At 61.9% G+C, this 16,613-nt stretch carries 11 protein-coding genes and 1 pseudogene; 4 read left to right on the forward strand and 8 right to left on the reverse strand.

All coding sequences use genetic code 11. The annotated features are described in order from the left end of the window. Positions 1 to 2: 2 nt before the first annotated feature. Together BX592_RS20125 and BX592_RS20130 are read right to left on the reverse strand one after the other, a co-directional pair. Entirely contained in the window at positions 3 to 1,415 is a 1,413-nt protein-coding gene (locus BX592_RS20125) for a LutB/LldF family L-lactate oxidation iron-sulfur protein (protein ID WP_134193744.1), read from the reverse strand. Between the two features lie 93 nt (positions 1,416 to 1,508). Next, positions 1,509 to 2,231 carry a (Fe-S)-binding protein gene (locus BX592_RS20130; protein ID WP_134193746.1) on the reverse strand — a complete coding sequence of 241 codons (723 nt, stop codon included), beginning with the start codon at positions 2,229 to 2,231 and terminating at the stop codon, positions 1,509 to 1,511. Positions 2,232 to 2,409: 178 nt separating this feature from the next. Here BX592_RS20130 and BX592_RS20135 point away from each other — a divergent pair, with 178 nt between their 5' ends. Beyond that, the gene (locus BX592_RS20135) at positions 2,410 to 3,216 is read left to right on the forward strand and encodes an IclR family transcriptional regulator (protein WP_134193748.1); all 807 of its coding nucleotides are present in this window, start codon (positions 2,410 to 2,412) and stop codon (positions 3,214 to 3,216) included. A gap of 158 nt (positions 3,217 to 3,374) precedes the next feature. Here BX592_RS20135 and pbpG read toward each other — a convergent pair whose 3' ends face one another. Further along, positions 3,375 to 4,580 (reverse strand): D-alanyl-D-alanine endopeptidase, encoded by a 1,206-nt coding sequence (pbpG, locus tag BX592_RS20140; protein ID WP_134193750.1) that lies wholly within the window; start codon positions 4,578 to 4,580, stop codon positions 3,375 to 3,377. Positions 4,581 to 5,380: 800 nt separating this feature from the next. On the opposite strand from pbpG, the gene BX592_RS20145 reads away from it, so the two are divergent. After that, entirely contained in the window at positions 5,381 to 5,968 is a 588-nt protein-coding gene (locus BX592_RS20145; RefSeq protein WP_134193752.1) for a phasin family protein, read from the forward strand. A gap of 361 nt (positions 5,969 to 6,329) precedes the next feature. Here the strand turns inward: BX592_RS20145 and lpdA are convergent, their stop codons facing one another. From lpdA to BX592_RS35225, 4 genes and pseudogenes are all read right to left on the reverse strand, one after another. After that, positions 6,330 to 8,108: a dihydrolipoyl dehydrogenase gene (gene lpdA, locus BX592_RS20150; protein ID WP_134193754.1), complete on the reverse strand. Its 1,779-nt coding sequence runs from the start codon at positions 8,106 to 8,108 to the stop codon at positions 6,330 to 6,332. A 212-nt stretch (positions 8,109 to 8,320) separates the two neighbouring features. Continuing rightward, the gene (aceF, locus tag BX592_RS20155; RefSeq protein ID WP_134193756.1) at positions 8,321 to 9,997 is read right to left on the reverse strand and encodes a dihydrolipoyllysine-residue acetyltransferase; all 1,677 of its coding nucleotides are present in this window, start codon (positions 9,995 to 9,997) and stop codon (positions 8,321 to 8,323) included. An 81-nt stretch (positions 9,998 to 10,078) separates the two neighbouring features. Beyond that, positions 10,079 to 12,778: a pyruvate dehydrogenase (acetyl-transferring), homodimeric type gene (aceE, locus tag BX592_RS20160; RefSeq protein WP_134193758.1), complete on the reverse strand. Its 2,700-nt coding sequence runs from the start codon at positions 12,776 to 12,778 to the stop codon at positions 10,079 to 10,081. 78 nt (positions 12,779 to 12,856) lie between these two features. Continuing rightward, positions 12,857 to 13,133, reverse strand: a pseudogene (locus BX592_RS35225) (hypothetical protein). Between BX592_RS35225 and fixL the strand changes: the two are divergent. Both fixL and fixJ read left to right on the forward strand, forming a co-directional pair. Then, positions 13,053 to 15,569, forward strand: a complete 2,517-nt coding sequence (gene fixL / locus BX592_RS20165; RefSeq protein ID WP_134193760.1) for an oxygen sensor histidine kinase FixL — start codon at positions 13,053 to 13,055, stop codon at positions 15,567 to 15,569. The pseudogene BX592_RS35225 and the gene fixL overlap by 81 nt on opposite strands. Beyond that, positions 15,566 to 16,210 (forward strand): oxygen response regulator transcription factor FixJ, encoded by a 645-nt coding sequence (gene fixJ / locus BX592_RS20170; RefSeq protein ID WP_134193762.1) that lies wholly within the window; start codon positions 15,566 to 15,568, stop codon positions 16,208 to 16,210. Before fixL ends, fixJ begins: the two co-directional genes overlap by 4 nt. Here fixJ and BX592_RS20175 read toward each other — a convergent pair. Beyond that, on the reverse strand, positions 16,195 to 16,461 hold the full coding sequence (locus BX592_RS20175; protein ID WP_134193764.1) for a hypothetical protein: 267 nt from the start codon (positions 16,459 to 16,461) through the stop codon (positions 16,195 to 16,197). The genes fixJ and BX592_RS20175 overlap by 16 nt on opposite strands. Positions 16,462 to 16,613 lie beyond the last annotated feature (152 nt).

Raw genomic sequence — 16,613 nt, forward strand, 5'->3', positions numbered from 1 at the left:
GTTCAGCCGCGATGACTGCGCTGCGCGGCGTACAGTTCGCGGAAGGTCCTGCCGACCGGCGCGGGCATATCCCGTGTGTTCGTCCATCCGCCGCCGAACGGGAGGCGCCCTATCGAGCGCTTTTCACCGCCGATTTTCTCGAGCAAACGTACCGCCAGCTTCGTAAAGAGTCCGTACGCAGCCGGATGCATCGCGAAGTAACCCCAGAGCGCAAACCCAACGCGCTCGCGCCACGGACGCAGATGCCGGTCGACCTGCCGCTCACGCAGCTTGCGCAGCAGATCCGACAGCGGAATGCCAACGGGGCATACGCTATTGCATTCACCGCACAACGTCGCTGCCTGCGGCAGATCGAGCGCCTTTTCAAGTCCGATATAGCTCGGCGTCAGCACGGACCCCATCGGCCCCGGATAGACCCAGCCGTACGCATGCCCGCCGACCTTCTCATACACCGGGCAATGGTTCATGCACGCACCGCAGCGAATGCAGCGCAGCATCTCCTGGAAGTCACCGCCAATCAGTCCGGTCCGCCCGCCATCGACGAGCACGACATACATATGTTCCGGGCCGTCCTGATCGCCGGCAGTGCGCGGGCCGGTCAGCAGCGACACATAGTTCGTCATGCTCTGGCCCGTTGCGGAGCGCGGCAATAGACGCAGCGCGGTCGCCAGATCCTCGAGCGTCGGCAGCACCTTCTCGATGCCGGTCACCGCGACATGCACGCGCGGCATCACCGTGCACATCCCTTCATTGCCCTCGTTCGTGACGACCGCGACCGAGCCGGTCTGCGCGATCACGAAATTGGCGCCCGTCACGCCCATGTCCGCCGTCATGAAGTGCGGACGCAGCATCTCCCGCGCTTCGCGGGTCATCTCCGGGATTTCGGTGAGACGCGGCCGGTTATGCGTCTTCGCGAAAAGATCCGCGATCTCTTCCTTATCCTTGTGCACCACCGGCGCGATGATGTGGCTCGGCGGCTCGTTGTTATTGATCTGCAGAATGTACTCGCCGAGGTCCGTCTCGATCGATTGCACGCCCATCTTGCCGAGCACTTCGTTCAGGCGCATTTCCTCGGACACCATCGACTTCGACTTGATCACCTTCTTCACGTCATGCTTGCGCGCGATGTCCGCGACCAGCTTCGCCGCGTCCTGCGCGGTCTCCGCGTACAGCACCGTAACGCCGCGCCGCGTCGCTTCGCGCTCGAACGTCTCAAGCCATACGTCGAGGTCTTCGATCGCGCGATTGCGGCGCTCCTTCAGCGCCGCGCGCGTCGCCTGAAAGTCGATCTCGGTCATCACCTGCGCGCGCGCCGACACGAACTTCGTCGACAGCTTCTTCAGGTTCTGCTGCAGGCGCTGGTCGGCGAGCTTCTGGCCCGCACGCGCCTTGAAATGCATCGATTGAACTTGCATGACGGCCTTCTGAATCCGGAGTAAATGAGCACGCATCAGTACCGAACGGTACGGTGAACGTCGCGCCGATCGCAACGCTCGCCGCGCGCGCGGCTATACGTCGCCGGCCAGCACCTGTGCGATGTGCAACACGCGCGTCGTCGTATCGCCGGTGCGGCGCAAACGCCCTTCGATGTTCAGCATGCAGCCGAGGTCGCCCAACACGACCGCCGGCATCCCGCTCGCGTGAATGTTTTCGCATTTCTCGTCGACGATCGCCGTCGAGATGTCGCCGTACTTGATTGCAAACGTGCCGCCGAACCCGCAGCAGTGCTCGCAGCCCTTCATTTCATTGACTTCAACGCCCGCCTGCGCGAGCAGCATGCGCGGCTGGCTCTTCACACCGAGCTCGCGCAGTCCGGAACAGGAATCGTGATAGGTGACGGGTCCGGTAAACTCCCCGGGACTCAACTCGATTTTCGCGACGTTGACGAGAAAGTCGGTCAGTTCGAACACCTTGCCGCGCAAACGGCCGAAACGCCCCGCCAGTTCCGGATCGTCACCGAACAGATCGCCGTAGTGCGCGCGGATCATTCCGCCGCACGAACCGGACGGCACGACCACGTAGTCGAACTGCTCGAACTCGCGCAGCATCTTTTCGGCGAGATCGCGCGCGATGCCGCGCTCGCCCGAGTTGTACGCGGGCTGTCCACAGCAGGTCTGCGCAGGCGGCACGACGACTTCAAAACCGGCACGCTCGATCAGCTTGATCGCAGAGAAACCGATTTCCGGGCGCATCAGGTCGATCAGGCAGGTGACGAAAAATCCGACTCGCATGAGTCCTCCTCCGGGGAAACGTCCCCGATTATGCGACGTTTGCGGTGCAATACCAACGCGTGACGGCCCTAATCCGTTAAAAACGAACCGCAAAACCCGCGGCGCCCGGCGTTCGCTTTTTTCACCATACGAGATACAATCGTCTTTCCGTCGTTTGACGCATCAATGAATTGTCCCCATGAGCGATACGAACCCGGATCCCAAAACCTCGATCCAGGTGATCGAGCGCATGATGCGCCTGCTGGACGCTCTCGCCGCGCACAGCGACCCGGTCAGCCTGAAGGAACTCGCGCAGCGCACGGAACTGCATCCGTCGACCGCGCACCGCATTCTCAACGATATGGTGACCTGCCGGCTGGTCGACCGTTCCGATCCCGGCACTTATCGGCTCGGCATGCGTCTGCTCGAACTCGGCAACCTCGTGAAGGCGCGGCTGTCGGTACGCGATGCCGCGCTGATGCCGATGCGCGAGCTGCATCGGCTTACCGGGCAGACGGTGAATCTGTCGGTACGTCAGGGCGATGAGATCGTGTATATCGAGCGCGCCTATTCGGAGCGCTCCGGCATGCAGGTGGTCCGCGCGATCGGCGGTCGCGCGCCGTTGCATCTGACGTCGGTCGGCAAGCTGTTTCTGGCCGCGGACGAAGCGGCGCGGGTGCGCGCGTACGCGACGCGCACCGGGCTTTCCGGGCATACGCAAAACAGCATCACGGACCTCGGCAAGCTCGAGCGCGAGCTTACGCATGTGCGTCAGCAATCCTGCGCACGCGATAACGAGGAACTGGAACTCGGCGTGCGCTGCATCGCAGCGGGCATTTACGACGATACCGGCAAGCTTGTTGCCGGTCTGTCGCTTTCGGCGCCGGCCGACCGCCTGCAGGATTCGTGGCTCGGCCAGCTCAGCAAAACCGCTCTGGTGATTTCCGAATCGCTTGGCTATCACCCTGAGGCCGCGCAGCCCGATGCGGCTGCACAGTCGGCTTGAACAACCATCGCTGAAGGGCCCGGAACGCGCTGCGCCGTTGAATGGCGCGTTCCGCGCGATCAAACTGCACGCTAGCCCGTGCACATGAAAAAAGCCCCGCGGTTCAGCGGGGCTTCTCACTTCTTGCTGCGTCAACGGGCGGCGACAAAACTCGTCAATCAGGTCCCCGCGCCGTTCGCATCCGCGCTCGTCACGCGCTGTTCGCCGCCGTTGTCGATCCACGTGCGCAGGCGCGTCGCATCCGCGAAGCGCGAATACTTGCCCGCCGAGTCGAGCAACACCATGATCATCGGGCGATTGTCGATCGTGGCCTGCATCACCAGACATTCGCCCGCTTCATTGATAAAGCCCGTCTTCTGCAAGCCGATGTCCCACGTCGGGTTGCGCACCAGCGCGTTCGTGCTGTTGTACGCGAGCGTGCGCTTGCCGGTGTACACCTCATAGCTGCGATCGGTCGAGAACCGGCGGATCATCGGATACTGATACGCGGCGTTCACCATCTTCACGAGATCGCGCGCGGTCGACACGTTCTGGCTCGTCAGACCGGTCGGGTTTTCAAAGTGCGTATCGACCATACCGAGCGCCTTCGCCTTCGCGTTCATGGCCGCCATAAACGCAGGCCGGCCCCCCGGGTAATAGCGCGACAGTGCAGCCGCCGCGCGATTTTCCGACGCCATCAGTGCGATATGCAGCATGTCCTCACGCGACAGAACCGAGCCCACCGACAGGCGTGAGCCGGTGTTTTTCTCGTAGTCGCGGTCTTCATCGGTGACTTCGATCGACTCGGTCATCGGCTCTTTCGAATCCAGCACGACCATTGCGGTCATCAGCTTCGTGATCGACGCGATCGGCACGACGGCACGCGAATTCTTGTCGTAGACCGGCTCTTGCGTGTTTTGATCGACCACATACGCGACGGTCGAACGCAATGCGACCCCTTCGGGCGACTCATGCAGGCCGAACGCCTGGCCCGCCGTCGGCGAGCGCGGCTCGAATGCGACGCGCCGCACGACCGAATGGTGCCGGCCGTTCATCGTGTAGCTCACACGCTTTTTCTTCGAGACGGCGCGCGGCGTGTCTTCATCGCCGTTGCGCTTTGCAGCAGCAGCGACTTTCGCGACTTTCGCGCCTTTTGCCGCGCCGCGACTCGAAACCTTCTCGGCCGGCTCAGCCGCCTTCTTCGCGGATTTCTTCGTGGCCTTTGCTTGTTTCTCGGACTTGGCCGTTGACGCTGTCGACGCCGCAAACGCGTCGACCGGCGTCGCCGATGCGGCTGCGATGACCATCGAGGCGGCCACCGACAACGCGGTACTGAGCGCCGCGCCGTGCATCAGTTTCAGTGACGAAAACATGTCGGTTTTCATTGGTGTTCTGGGGGGTAAAGCGGCAGGGAATTGTCCGCCAGTGTAGTGAATCAACGAAAAATTAGCAAATTTAAGCACTTACCAGCACTCGTTAAACCGAGTTGTAAGGCTCAATTGCCATAACACAATGACCAGCGCAACTCCCATCGAAAAGATCAATCATCGGAGCAAAACGGAACTCCGGTCAGCGATGGAAACGATTTCCATGCATGACGGCACCTTCCACACACGACTTGATCAGGGGAAGTACGGCCGCGACGCCGGCGCACCGGGCGCAACGCTTGAGCCCTGATGTTTTGGAGGCGGCACGTCAGCACCATTCGCAGTCTGTCAGATCGCTGTTAAACGGGTGCTGAAACTGGCGCATCGCGCGTCAGACCGGGATGGAGATTTAACGTTCCGCCACGGTTTCAGTGTACGTCGCGATTTTACCGCGACAGTCGTTGTTTGTTAGGTAACTCACGAAACCCGCCATTGTTGCTTTATTTGTTACAAATGAACGCACCACCTCGGTGCAACGACGCAATATGCATTGCAATTTCACAATTCCATAAACGTTTCATAACGTACTGTTTTCTCAATAGATTACGACCATTGTGCGACGCACAAAAAGTACTTGACAACATTGGGCACTATCCTAAAATGGGAACCATTGTTGCGACGCACAATGCATCATCGCCTCCCAACGTGCGGCGTACCCAATACCCGACCGGCCTGGTTTTCATGTCGGTTTTGATTGATCAAACTGATTAACCCAACTCGGTCCGCGCCAGACGGACCGGTACTTCAGGAGCGTAAACATGACTCTGCTGACCCCTGAGCAATTCGCTGCAGCCCAGAAGGCCAACCTCGAAACCCTCTTCGGTCTCACGAACAAGGCATTCGAAGGTGTCGAGAAGCTGGTCGAACTGAACTTGCAAGTCGTCAAGTCGACGCTCGCGGAAGGCCAGGAAAACGCGCAGCGCGCGCTGTCCGTGAAGGACGCGCAAGAACTCCTCGCGCTGCAGGCTAGCCTCACGCAGCCGGTTGCCGAGAAGGTGCTGTCGTACGGCCGTCACCTGTATGAAATCGCGTCGGCTACGCAGGCTGAATTTACCCGCGTCGCGGAAGCGCAGTACGAAGAGCAGAACCGCAAGGTGCAGGCGCTCGTCGAGAACGTCGCGAAGAACGCGCCGGCTGGTTCGGAAACCGCGGTCGCCGTGATCAAGTCGGCGATCACCGCTGCGAACACCACGTACGAAACGGTCCACAAGGCCACGAAGCAAGCGGTCGAAATCGCTGAAAGCAACTTCAACGCGGCCGCTACCGCTGCGTCGAAGGCCGCTTCGCAAGCCGCCGCGCAAGTGTCGCGTTCGGCTTCGGCAACGAAGAAGGCTGCTGCTGCCTAAGGTTGACACCTGAGGTTTGACCGCCAACACGGTACAAAGAGAATCCGTTTCATCACATCGGGCTTCGAACAGGCGTCGGCCGAACAACGTTCAGCATTCCGAATACGTTCGTGCCGACGCTGCCGCGAGTCACTCAAGCATCACTGACAAGAGGCTATAGCGTCGCGCGGACTTCTGTCTGCCGCGACCAGACGCTCCGATACGTGAAACCGCGTATCGTTACCCCGGCTCCGGCCGGGATTTTTTTGTCCGCGCCCAAACGCAAAAATGGCGCGCCCTGCTTTCGCAGGAGCGCGCCATTTCTTTTGCGCGGCGTTTCACGTAGCAACGTTTGACAACACGTTGCGCGCGCAGGCTTACTTTACTTCCTGCGCTGCGGCGGCAAGTCCGTGCAAACGCCCTCATACAACTCGGCGGCCATACCAATCGATTCGCCCAGCGTCGGGTGCGGGTGAATCGTCTTGCCGATATCGGTTGCGTCCGCACCCATCTCGATCGCCAGACACACTTCGCTGATCAGATCGCCGGCATTCAGCCCGACAATCCCACCGCCGATCACGCGATGCGTTTCTTCGTCGAAGATCAGCTTCGTGAAGCCTTCGTCGCGCCCGTTCGCGATCGCGCGGCCCGACGCAGCCCACGGGAATACGGCCTTGCCGTACTTGATGCCTTCGGCCTTGCACTGGTCTTCGGTCTTGCCGGCCCATGCGACTTCCGGGTCCGTATACGCGACAGAAGGAATTTGCAGTGCGTCGAAGTACGCCTTCTCGCCGTGCGCGGCTTCCGCCGCGACGTGACCTTCATGCACTGCCTTGTGCGCAAGCATCGGCTGGCCGACGATATCGCCGATCGCATAGATATGCGGCACATTCGTACGCATCTGCTTGTCGACATCGATAAAGCCGCGATCCGTGACTGCGACGCCCGCCTTGTCCGCACCGATCTTCTTGCCGTTCGGGCTGCGGCCGACCGCGACCAGCACGAGGTCGTAACGCTGCGGCTCGGCCGGCGCCTTCTCGCCTTCGAACGTGATATAGATGCCGTCCTGCTTCGCTTGCGCGGCGGTGGTTTTGGTCTTCAGCATCACGTTCGCGAAACGCTTGCTGTTGAACTTCTCCCACACCTTCACCAGATCGCGGTCCGCGCCCAGCATCAGCCCGTCGAGCATTTCAACGACGTCGATCTGCGCACCGAGCGTCGAATACACGGTCGCCATTTCCAGGCCGATAATGCCGCCGCCGATCACCAGCATGCGCTGCGGAATCTGACGCAGTTCGAGCGCGCCGGTCGAATCGACGACACGCGGATCTTCCGGAATGAACGGCAGTTTCACCGCCTGCGAACCCGCCGCGATGATCGCGTTCTTGAACTTGATGACCTTCTTGCCGCTTTCGGTCTGCACTTCCATATGATGCGGATCGACGAATGCGCCGACGCCGGTCACCACTTCGACCTTGCGTGCCTTCGCCATCCCGCCGAGACCGCCGGTGAGCTTCTTCACGACGCCCGACTTGAACTCGCGCAGCTTGTCGAGATCGACTTGCGGCTTCGCAAACGTGATGCCGTGCGCGCCGAGCGCGGCGGCTTCGTCGATCACCAGCGCGGTGTGCAACAGCGCCTTCGACGGAATGCAACCGACGTTCAGACAAACGCCGCCGAGCGTTGCGTAACGCTCGACCAGCACAGTCTTCATGCCGAGATCGGCGGCACGGAATGCGGCCGAGTAGCCGCCGGGGCCTGAGCCGAGCACGACCATATCGCATTCGATATCCGCGGCGCCCGAGAAGCTACCGGCTTGCGGTGCGCTGGCCGGCTTTTGCTGCGCAGCGGGCTGTGCCGCCGGTGCAGCGGCCTTCGCCGGTGCGGCGGCCTTGGTCTCTTCCTTCGCCGGCGCGGCTTCGCCCGACGTCTCAACCAGCGCGATGATCGTGCCTTCCGACACCTTGTCGCCGGCCTTCACGCGCACTTCCTTGACGGTGCCGGCGGCATCGCTCGGCACTTCAATCGATGCCTTGTCGGACTCGAGCGTCATCAGCGCCTGTTCTTTTTCGATGACGTCGCCCGGTTTGATATTGACTTCGATGACATCGACGTCCTTGAAGTCGCCGATGTCCGGCACCTTAACTTCGACGAGACTCATGAGTGTCCCCTTCTCTTGTTGCCGTGTTGATGAGGGATTGCTGCGCGGCCGGTGAACCGGAGGCGATCGACGCGCGGCGGGTTCGACAAACAGGCGCCGCCCCGTTGTGGAACGACGCCTGTCAAACACATGCCAAGCTCGGATTCAGCCAGATGGTTCAACAACAAAGGCGTGGACAGCAACAGCCAGCCACGCCCCGCACGCTGCAAAAATCAAAGAATGACCCGCCGGAAGTCGCCGAGGATCGCACTGAGATACGCGTTAAAGCGCGCCGCTTCCGCGCCGTCGATCACCCGGTGGTCATACGACAGCGACAACGGCAGCGTCAGACGCGGCACAAACTGCTTGCCGTCCCAGACCGGTTTCATCGCACTGCGCGACAGGCCGAGAATCGCGACTTCAGGCGCATTGATGATCGGCGTGAACGTCGTGCCGCCGATGCCGCCCAGCGACGAAATCGAGAACGAGCCGCCCTGCATCTGCTCGGGCTTGAGCTTGCCGTCGCGCGCGAGCTTCGACAGCTCGGCCATTTCCTTCGCGATATCGACAAGACCCTTCTTGTCCGCATCGCGGATCACCGGCACGACAAGGCCGTGCGGCGTATCGGCGGCAAAACCGATATGGAAATACTGCTTGTAGACGAGGTTATCGCCGTCGAGGCTCGTATTGAACGTCGGGAATTTCTTCAACGCGGCGACCACGGCCTTGATCACGAATGCGAGCATCGTGAACTTCACGCCGGCCTTCTCGTGCTCCTTGTTCAGTTGCACGCGCAATGCTTCGAGATCCGTAATGTCCGCTTCGTCGTTGTTCGTGACGTGCGGAATCATCACCCAGTTGCGATGCAGGTTCGCGCCCGAGATCTTCTTGATGCGCGACAGCGGTTTCGGGTCGATCGGACCGAACTTCGTAAAGTCGATCTTCGGCCACGGCAGCAGATTCAGCTCGCCGCCGCCCGCCGGTGCGCCCGCGGCCGCGGCCGGCGCCGCGCGCTGGCCAGTCATGACGCCCTTCACGAACGCGGTCACGTCATCCTGCGTGATGCGTCCTTTCGGACCGCTGCCTTGCACGCGCGATACGTCGACGCCCAGCTCACGCGCAAACTTGCGCACCGACGGCGACGCATGGCTTGGCTTGTACGCGCCGCCTTCGCCGGCGGGAATCACCGGCGCCTGCGCGAGCGCGGATGGCGCCGCGGCCGGCGCGGGGGCCGGCTTTTGTGGCGCGTCGGACGGCTCTTCAGCCGCCTGCTTCGGCGCCGCGGCAGCCGCTGCCGGCGCAGCGGCCCCGCCCGCGCCTTCGATCAGCACGATCACGGTGCCTTCGGACACCGTGTCGCCGACCTTCACCTTCAGTTCCTTGACGACGCCCGCGGCCGGGCTCGGCACATCCATCGTCGCCTTGTCGGATTCGAGCGTGATTAGCGACTGCTCTTTCTCGACACGATCGCCAACCTTCACCGCGATCTCGATGACCGGCACGTCCTTGTAGTCGCCGATGTCCGGCACCTTCACTTCCTGCACACCGCCACCGCCAGCGGCAGCCGCCGCCGGGGCCGCCTGTGCCGCGGATGCCGCGGCGGCCGGCTGCGCGGCGCCGTTAGCCGGCGCGGGCTTCGACGCAGCCGGCGCGGGCGCGGCAGCCGCGCCTTCCCCTTCGAGCAGAATGATCAGCGTGCCTTCCGACACCGAATCGCCGACCTTCACCTTCAGTTCCTTAACCTTGCCCGACACCGGGCTCGGCACATCCATCGTCGCCTTATCGGATTCCAGCGTAACTAGCGACTGCTCTTTCTCGACGGTATCACCCGCCTTCACCAGCACCTCGATTACAGGAACGTCCTTGTAATCGCCGATGTCCGGCACCTTGACTTCGATCGCTTGGCTCATTTGTTTTCTGTCTCCAGGGCCGAGCGCACTCCGCCGACATCGAGAACGGAGTGCGCGCGGCGTCGCCCGGGGGGCGACGAGTTAGACGGTCATCGGGTTGGGTTTGGACGGGTCGAGGTTGTACTTCTTCAGCGCGTCGGCCACGACCTTGCGCTCAATCGTACCCTCATCGGCCAGCGCATTCAGCGCAGCCACGGTGACCCAGTAGCGGTCGACTTCGAAGAAGTGACGCAGCTGTTCGCGCGTATCCGAACGGCCGAAGCCGTCGGTGCCCAGCACGACGAAGCGCTGCGGCACGAATGCGCGGATCTGCTCGGTCAGCGCGCGCACGTAGTCGGTCGACGCGATCACCGGACCCTTTGCATCCTTCAGCAGCTTCTCGACGTGCGAGACCTTCTTCTCTTCGGTCGGATGCAGCAGGTTCCAGCGCTGCACTTCGTGACCTTCGCGCGCGAGTTCGGTGAAGCTCGGCACGCTCCAGAGATCGGCGGCGACGCCCCAGTCGTTCTTCAGCAGGTCCGCCGCGGCAATCACTTCGTTGAAGATCGTGCCCGCGCCCATCAGCTGCACGCGCGGCGCCTTGGCATCAGCCTCGGCCTTACGGAACGAGTACATGCCCTTGATGATGTCCTTCGCTACGTGTTCGCCCTGCGGAATCGCCGGGTGTTCGTAGTTTTCGTTCATCACCGTCAGGTAATAGAACACGTCCTCCTGCTCCTGCACCATGCGGCGCAGGCCGTCCTGGATGATCACCGCGAGTTCGTAGCCGAACGTCGGGTCGTAGTTGATGCAGTTCGGAATGGACGATGCCCACAGCAGCGAGTGGCCGTCTTCGTGCTGCAGGCCCTCGCCGTTCAGCGTCGTGCGGCCCGCGGTGCCGCCGAGCAGGAAGCCGCGCGAGCGCATGTCGCCCGCTGCCCATGCGAGGTCGCCGACACGCTGGAACCCGAACATCGAATAGTAGATGTAGAACGGGATCATGATCTCGTTGTGCGTCGAGTACGACGTCGCCGCAGCGATCCAGTCCGACATGCCGCCGGCCTCGTTGATGCCTTCCTGCAGGATCTGGCCGGTTTCCGATTCCTTGTAGAACATCAGCTGGTCGGAGTCTTCCGGCACGTACTTCTGGCCGTCCTGATTCCAGATACCGATCTGGCGGAACAGGCCTTCCATGCCGAACGTGCGCGACTCGTCCGGCACGATCGGCACCACCCGTTTGCCGAGCGCCTTGTCCTTCAGCAGGATGTTCAGAATGCGCACGAACGCCATCGTCGTCGAAATCTCGCGGCCTTCGCCGGTGCCCTTCAGCAGCGGCTCGAACGCAGCGAGTTCCGGCACCGGCAGCGATTGCGCCTTCTGCCGGCGCGCCGGCAGATAGCCGCCCAGCTCCTGACGGCGGGCACGCATGTATTCGAGTTCCTTCGAGCCTTCTTCGAACTTCAGATACGGCACGTGCACGATGTCGTCGTCGGAGATCGGCAGACGGAACTGGTCGCGGAACTTCTTCAGCGCCTCGACCTGCATCTTCTTCTGCTGGTGCGTGATGTTCATCGCCTGACCGGCTTCGCCCATCCCGTAGCCCTTGATCGTCTTCGCGAGGATCACGGTCGGCTGGCCCTTCGTTTCGGTCGCCGCCTTGTAGGCCGCGAAGATCTTGTGCGGATCGTGGCCGCCGCGGTTCAGGTTCCACACTTCGTCATCGGACCAGTCGGCGACCAGCGCCTTCAGTTCCGGCGTATTGAAGAAGTGCTCGCGCACAAACGCGCCCGACTCCGACTTGTACGTCTGATATTCGCCGTCGACGACTTCCATCATCCGGCGCATCAGCGCGCCCGACTTGTCGCGCGCGAACAGCGCGTCCCAGCGGCTACCCCAGATCACCTTGATGACGTTCCAGCCGGCGCCGCGGAATTCGCTTTCGAGTTCCTGGATGATCTTGCCGTTGCCGCGCACCGGGCCGTCCAGACGCTGCAGGTTGCAGTTGATCACGAACACGAGGTTGTCGAGGCGCTCGCGGCCGGCCATGCCGATCGCGCCGAGCGATTCCGGTTCATCGGTTTCGCCGTCGCCGAGGAACGCCCACACCTTGCGGCCCTCGGTCTTCGCGATGCCGCGCGCCTGCAGATACTTCATAAAGCGCGCCTGATAGATCGCCATGATCGGGCCAAGACCCATCGACACCGTCGGGAACTGCCAGAAGTCCGGCATCAGCCACGGGTGCGGATACGACGAGATACCCTGGCCGCCCACTTCCTGGCGGAAGTTGTCGACCTGCTGGTCCGACAACCGGCCTAGCAGGAACGCGCGCGAGTAGACGCCCGGCGACGAGTGGCCTTGCACGAACACAAGGTCGCCGCCATGGTCGGCGGAGGGCGCATGCCAGAAATGGTTGAAGCCGACGTCATACAGCGTCGCCGCCGAAGCGAACGAAGCAATATGGCCGCCGACATTGGTGTCCTTGCCCGCGCGCAGCACCATCGCCATCGCGTTCCAGCGGGTGTACGAGCGGATACGGTGTTCGATGTCCTGGTCGCCGGGAATCTTCGCCTGATTCGCGACCGGGATCGTGTTGATGTACGGGGTGTTCGCGGAAAACGGCAGATGTTCGCCGTGCACACGGGCGAACTCGATCTGCTTTTCGATCAGATAGTGAGCACGGTTCGGGCCCACAGCAGAAATCACGCCATCCAGCGCTTCGAGCCATTCAGCCGTTTCTTGCGGATCGCTATCGTCTTGCGACGCAGCGACGTACTTCAGGACTTCGTCAGGTACAGCGGACATGCTCGTCTCCTGGATATAGAGGAACGCTCGTGAACGGACGACGCGGACGAAGCACGACCGCGGCAGTTTCGGCCGATTTTAATGATGCCCCCGACGTCCGCGCAACAAAATTTTCGAATTGCGAGATGCTTTCTCACAATGCGAAAAATTGTTGCGGCGCACCCTGGTTTGACTGCCTATCTGCTGATACGCCGAGTAGTTTGCTCCTGTTAATGTGAGTTTCGCCGCTTTTCTGCGCGATTTCGTGCGGACCTGCTGCGCTACAATGCGACCCATGTTGACCGATCGGCTTTTCGCACGCTCGGCGCGACCGTCCGGTTCGCCGGCGGATACGTCGCCGTCCCGCTGGCACCATGGACCATGGTGGTCGAATTCCTATTTGCTGACACCGCTGCTGTCCATTCTGGTGTTCCTTGTCGTGATGAGCCTCATTTTGTGGAGTCTCAACCGGCGCGAGCAGCAGCAGCAGGAAGACACGCTGTACCGCAACGTCGCGTGGGCGCAGCAGCAGATCCGCTTGTCCATGACAGGCGCGCAGGAGCAGATCCAGGCGCTCGCCCGCGATCTGGTCACGGGCCGCGCGGACCCGAAATCCTTCCAGGTTTCGACCACCGACATCATGCAGGGGCATCCCGAGATCCTCTACATGAACTGGTACACGTCCGAGCTACAGCCGCGCTGGCCGAATACGCCGCTGCCGGTGCTCGGCCAGCGCCTCGCAAAACCCAATGACCAGCAGATGGACGAGGCGCTGAAGGCCGCGTTCGCCGAAGCCCGCACCACCCGCCGGCAAGTGTATTCGCCGGTCCTCTACGACGATCTCGGCAACGGCTTTATCACGCTGCAAACGCCGGTCTATCGCGATCGCGAGTTCCTCGGCAACATCGCCGCGGTGTTCTCGATCGAAGGGATGCTCAAGCGCGACATCCCGCCGGAGCTTTCCGCGAAGTACAAGATCTCGATCGTCGATATCAACAACCGCGAACTCGCGACCACGTCGACGCGTCCGCGCCTGCCGCGCGACGCGTTCTACGATCTGCCGCTCGATCCGCCTGGCCAGGGCATCTCGGTGCGCGTCTATGCGTATCCGCAGATGACCAACTTCACGAACAACACGCTCGTGTGGCTGGTCGCGGGCCTGTCGTGCTTCGTGCTGTGGAGTCTGTGGAGCTTGTGGAAGCACACGCGGCAGCGCTTCGAGGCGCAGCAGGCGCTGTATGCGGAAGCGTTCTTCCGGCGCGCGATGGAAAACTCGGTGCTGATCGGCATGCGCGTGCTCGATATGCACGGCCGCATTACGCACGTGAACCCGGCGTTCTGCCGGATGACCGGCTGGGACGAAATCGACCTGGTCGGCAAGACCGCGCCGTTCCCGTACTGGCCGCGCGACTCGTATCCGGAAATGCAGCGTCAGCTCGATATGACGCTGCGCGGCAAGGCCCCGTCGTCCGGTTTCGAGCTGCGCGTGCGGCGCAAGGACGGTTCGCTGTTTCATGCACGGCTGTATGTATCGCCGCTGATCGACAGCTCGGGGCGTCAGACCGGCTGGATGTCGTCGATGACCGACATCACCGAACCGAAGCGCGCGCGCGAAGAGCTTGCCGCCGCGCACGAACGCTTCACCACGGTGCTCGAAAGTCTCGATGCGGCCGTGTCGGTGCTCGCGGCCGACGAAGCCGAACTGCTGTTCGCGAACCGCTACTACCGGCACCTGTTCGGCATCCGGCCGGACGGCCACCTCGAACTGGCGGGCAGCGGCGGCTTCGACAGTTCGCAGGCGTCATCCGATTCGATCGACATGGTCGACACCTACGCCGGTCTGCCCGCCGCCGCGCTGACCGAAAGCACGGCGGACGCGCAGGAAGTGTATGTGCAAAGCATACAAAAATGGTTCGAAGTGCGGCGCCAGTATATCCAGTGGGTCGACGGCCACCTTGCGCAGATGCAGATCGCAACCGACATCACGACCCGCAAGCAGGCGCAGGAGCTCGCGCGCCAGCAAGACGAGAAATTGCAGTTCACGAGCCGCCTGATGACGATGGGCGAAATGGCGTCGTCGCTCGCTCACGAACTGAACCAGCCGCTCGCCGCGATCAATAACTATTGCTCTGGCGCGGTTGCGCTGGTTAAATCTGGGCGAACAACGCCCGACAACTTGCTGCCGGTACTCGAAAAGACCGCGCAACAGGCGGTGCGGGCCGGCATGATCATCAAGCGGATCCGTGAATTCGTGAAACGCAGCGAACCGAAACGCCAGGCGACCCGCGTCGCCGATATCGTCGCGGATGCGGTTGGGCTTGCGGAAATCGAAGCCCGCAAACGCCGCATTCGCATCGTTACCGATATCCGCTCGCGGTTGCCCGTCATTTATGTCGATCCGGTGCTGATCGAGCAGGTGCTCGTGAACCTGCTGAAAAACGCGGCCGAGGCGATGCACGACGCACGGCCCGATGCGGTCGACCCGGTGATTCGCGTCGTCGCGCGGCTCGAGGCGGGTAATGTGCGCATCAGCGTGGTCGACCAGGGCCCGGGCGTCGACGAAGCGACCGCCGAGCATCTGTTCGAACCGTTTTACAGCACCAAGTCGGACGGCATGGGCATGGGCCTCAATATTTGCCGGTCGATTATCGAATCTCACCGCGGCCGCCTGTGGGTGCTGAATAACGTCGAAGCGGACGGCCACATTACCGGTGCCACTTTTCACTGCAGTCTGCCCATCGGCGAACCCGACGGCCCGAGCAACGGCGGGCACGAGGCGCCGACACCACAAACCGTTACGGGAGAGCTATGAACACCCCAGTCACCACACAGGAAACCGTGTTTGTCGTCGACGACGACGAGGCGGTGCGAGACTCGCTGCGCTGGCTGCTGGAAGCGAACGGTTATCGCGTGCAATGCTTCTCCAGCGCCGAGCAGTTTATCGAAGCGTGGCAGCCGCACCAGCACCCCGGGCAGATCGCGTGTCTGATTCTCGACGTGCGGATGTCCGGCATGAGCGGGCTCGAATTGCAGGAGCGGCTGATCGCTGACAACGCGTCGCTGCCGATCATCTTCGTCACCGGCCACGGCGACGTGCCGATGGCAGTCTCGACGATGAAAAAAGGCGCGATGGATTTCATCGAGAAGCCGTTCGACGAAGCGGAATTGCGCAAGCTGGTCGAGCGGATGCTCGATAAGGCACGCAGCGAAAGCACCAGCGTGCAGCAACAGCGCGCGGCCGCCGAGCGTCTGGGCAAGCTCACCGCGCGCGAGCATCAGGTGCTCGAGCGGATCATCGCGGGTCGCCTGAACAAGCAGATCGCCGACGACCTCGGCATCAGCATCAAGACAGTCGAAGCGCACCGCGCGAACATCATGGAAAAGCTCAATGTGAATACCGTCGCGGATCTGCTGCGACTGGCGCTGTCGAACAAGCCTCAGCAGGCGCAGTAACGCGTCGGCTGCAGCGCTTCATCCTTTGCTTCATCGAAAGCGGGCCATGGCCCGCTTTTTTCTTTTTCACAGCGCGTTTTCAATTCATTAGCTATCCAAACATAGCGTGCACCCGATTCGTTTTTTAACGAATGCACGATGGATATCGTCGTTGCGATTTCAACACGGCCTTGAATAAAACGGCAGAAGCGTAAAACTTGGTGCCGTTGATTGACAGTCCTGCCTTTGCCCCCTAATTTGAAGTATTCCATTCGTGCTCAGGAATGCATCATGATTGACCGGCGCTACGCCGCAGTCCATTGCAGCTCGACAGAAACATCAACGACAACCGCGCTGACGCGTCGCCTGCCACTTTTTCGCGCCCTGCTTCATCCGCTTTCCGGATTACTTCCTGGGCCGCTTT

Origin of the sequence: Paraburkholderia rhizosphaerae (assembly GCF_004366595.1) — a bacterium.
GTDB classification, from domain to species: Bacteria; Pseudomonadota; Gammaproteobacteria; order Burkholderiales; family Burkholderiaceae; genus Paraburkholderia; species Paraburkholderia rhizosphaerae.

Coding starts and splice junctions, on each gene's coding strand:
- BX592_RS20125 (WP_134193744.1), bottom strand. CDS start 1,415: ATGCAAGTTCAATCGATGCATTTCAAGGCGCGTGCGGGCCAGAAGCTC.
- BX592_RS20130 (WP_134193746.1), bottom strand. CDS start 2,231: ATGCGAGTCGGATTTTTCGTCACCTGCCTGATCGACCTGATGCGCCCG.
- BX592_RS20135 (WP_134193748.1), top strand. CDS start 2,410: ATGAGCGATACGAACCCGGATCCCAAAACCTCGATCCAGGTGATCGAG.
- pbpG (WP_134193750.1), bottom strand. CDS start 4,580: ATGAAAACCGACATGTTTTCGTCACTGAAACTGATGCACGGCGCGGCG.
- BX592_RS20145 (WP_134193752.1), top strand. CDS start 5,381: ATGACTCTGCTGACCCCTGAGCAATTCGCTGCAGCCCAGAAGGCCAAC.
- lpdA (WP_134193754.1), bottom strand. CDS start 8,108: ATGAGTCTCGTCGAAGTTAAGGTGCCGGACATCGGCGACTTCAAGGAC.
- aceF (WP_134193756.1), bottom strand. CDS start 9,997: ATGAGCCAAGCGATCGAAGTCAAGGTGCCGGACATCGGCGATTACAAG.
- aceE (WP_134193758.1), bottom strand. CDS start 12,778: ATGTCCGCTGTACCTGACGAAGTCCTGAAGTACGTCGCTGCGTCGCAA.
- fixL (WP_134193760.1), top strand. CDS start 13,053: ATGTTGACCGATCGGCTTTTCGCACGCTCGGCGCGACCGTCCGGTTCG.
- fixJ (WP_134193762.1), top strand. CDS start 15,566: ATGAACACCCCAGTCACCACACAGGAAACCGTGTTTGTCGTCGACGAC.
- BX592_RS20175 (WP_134193764.1), bottom strand. CDS start 16,461: ATGGAATACTTCAAATTAGGGGGCAAAGGCAGGACTGTCAATCAACGG.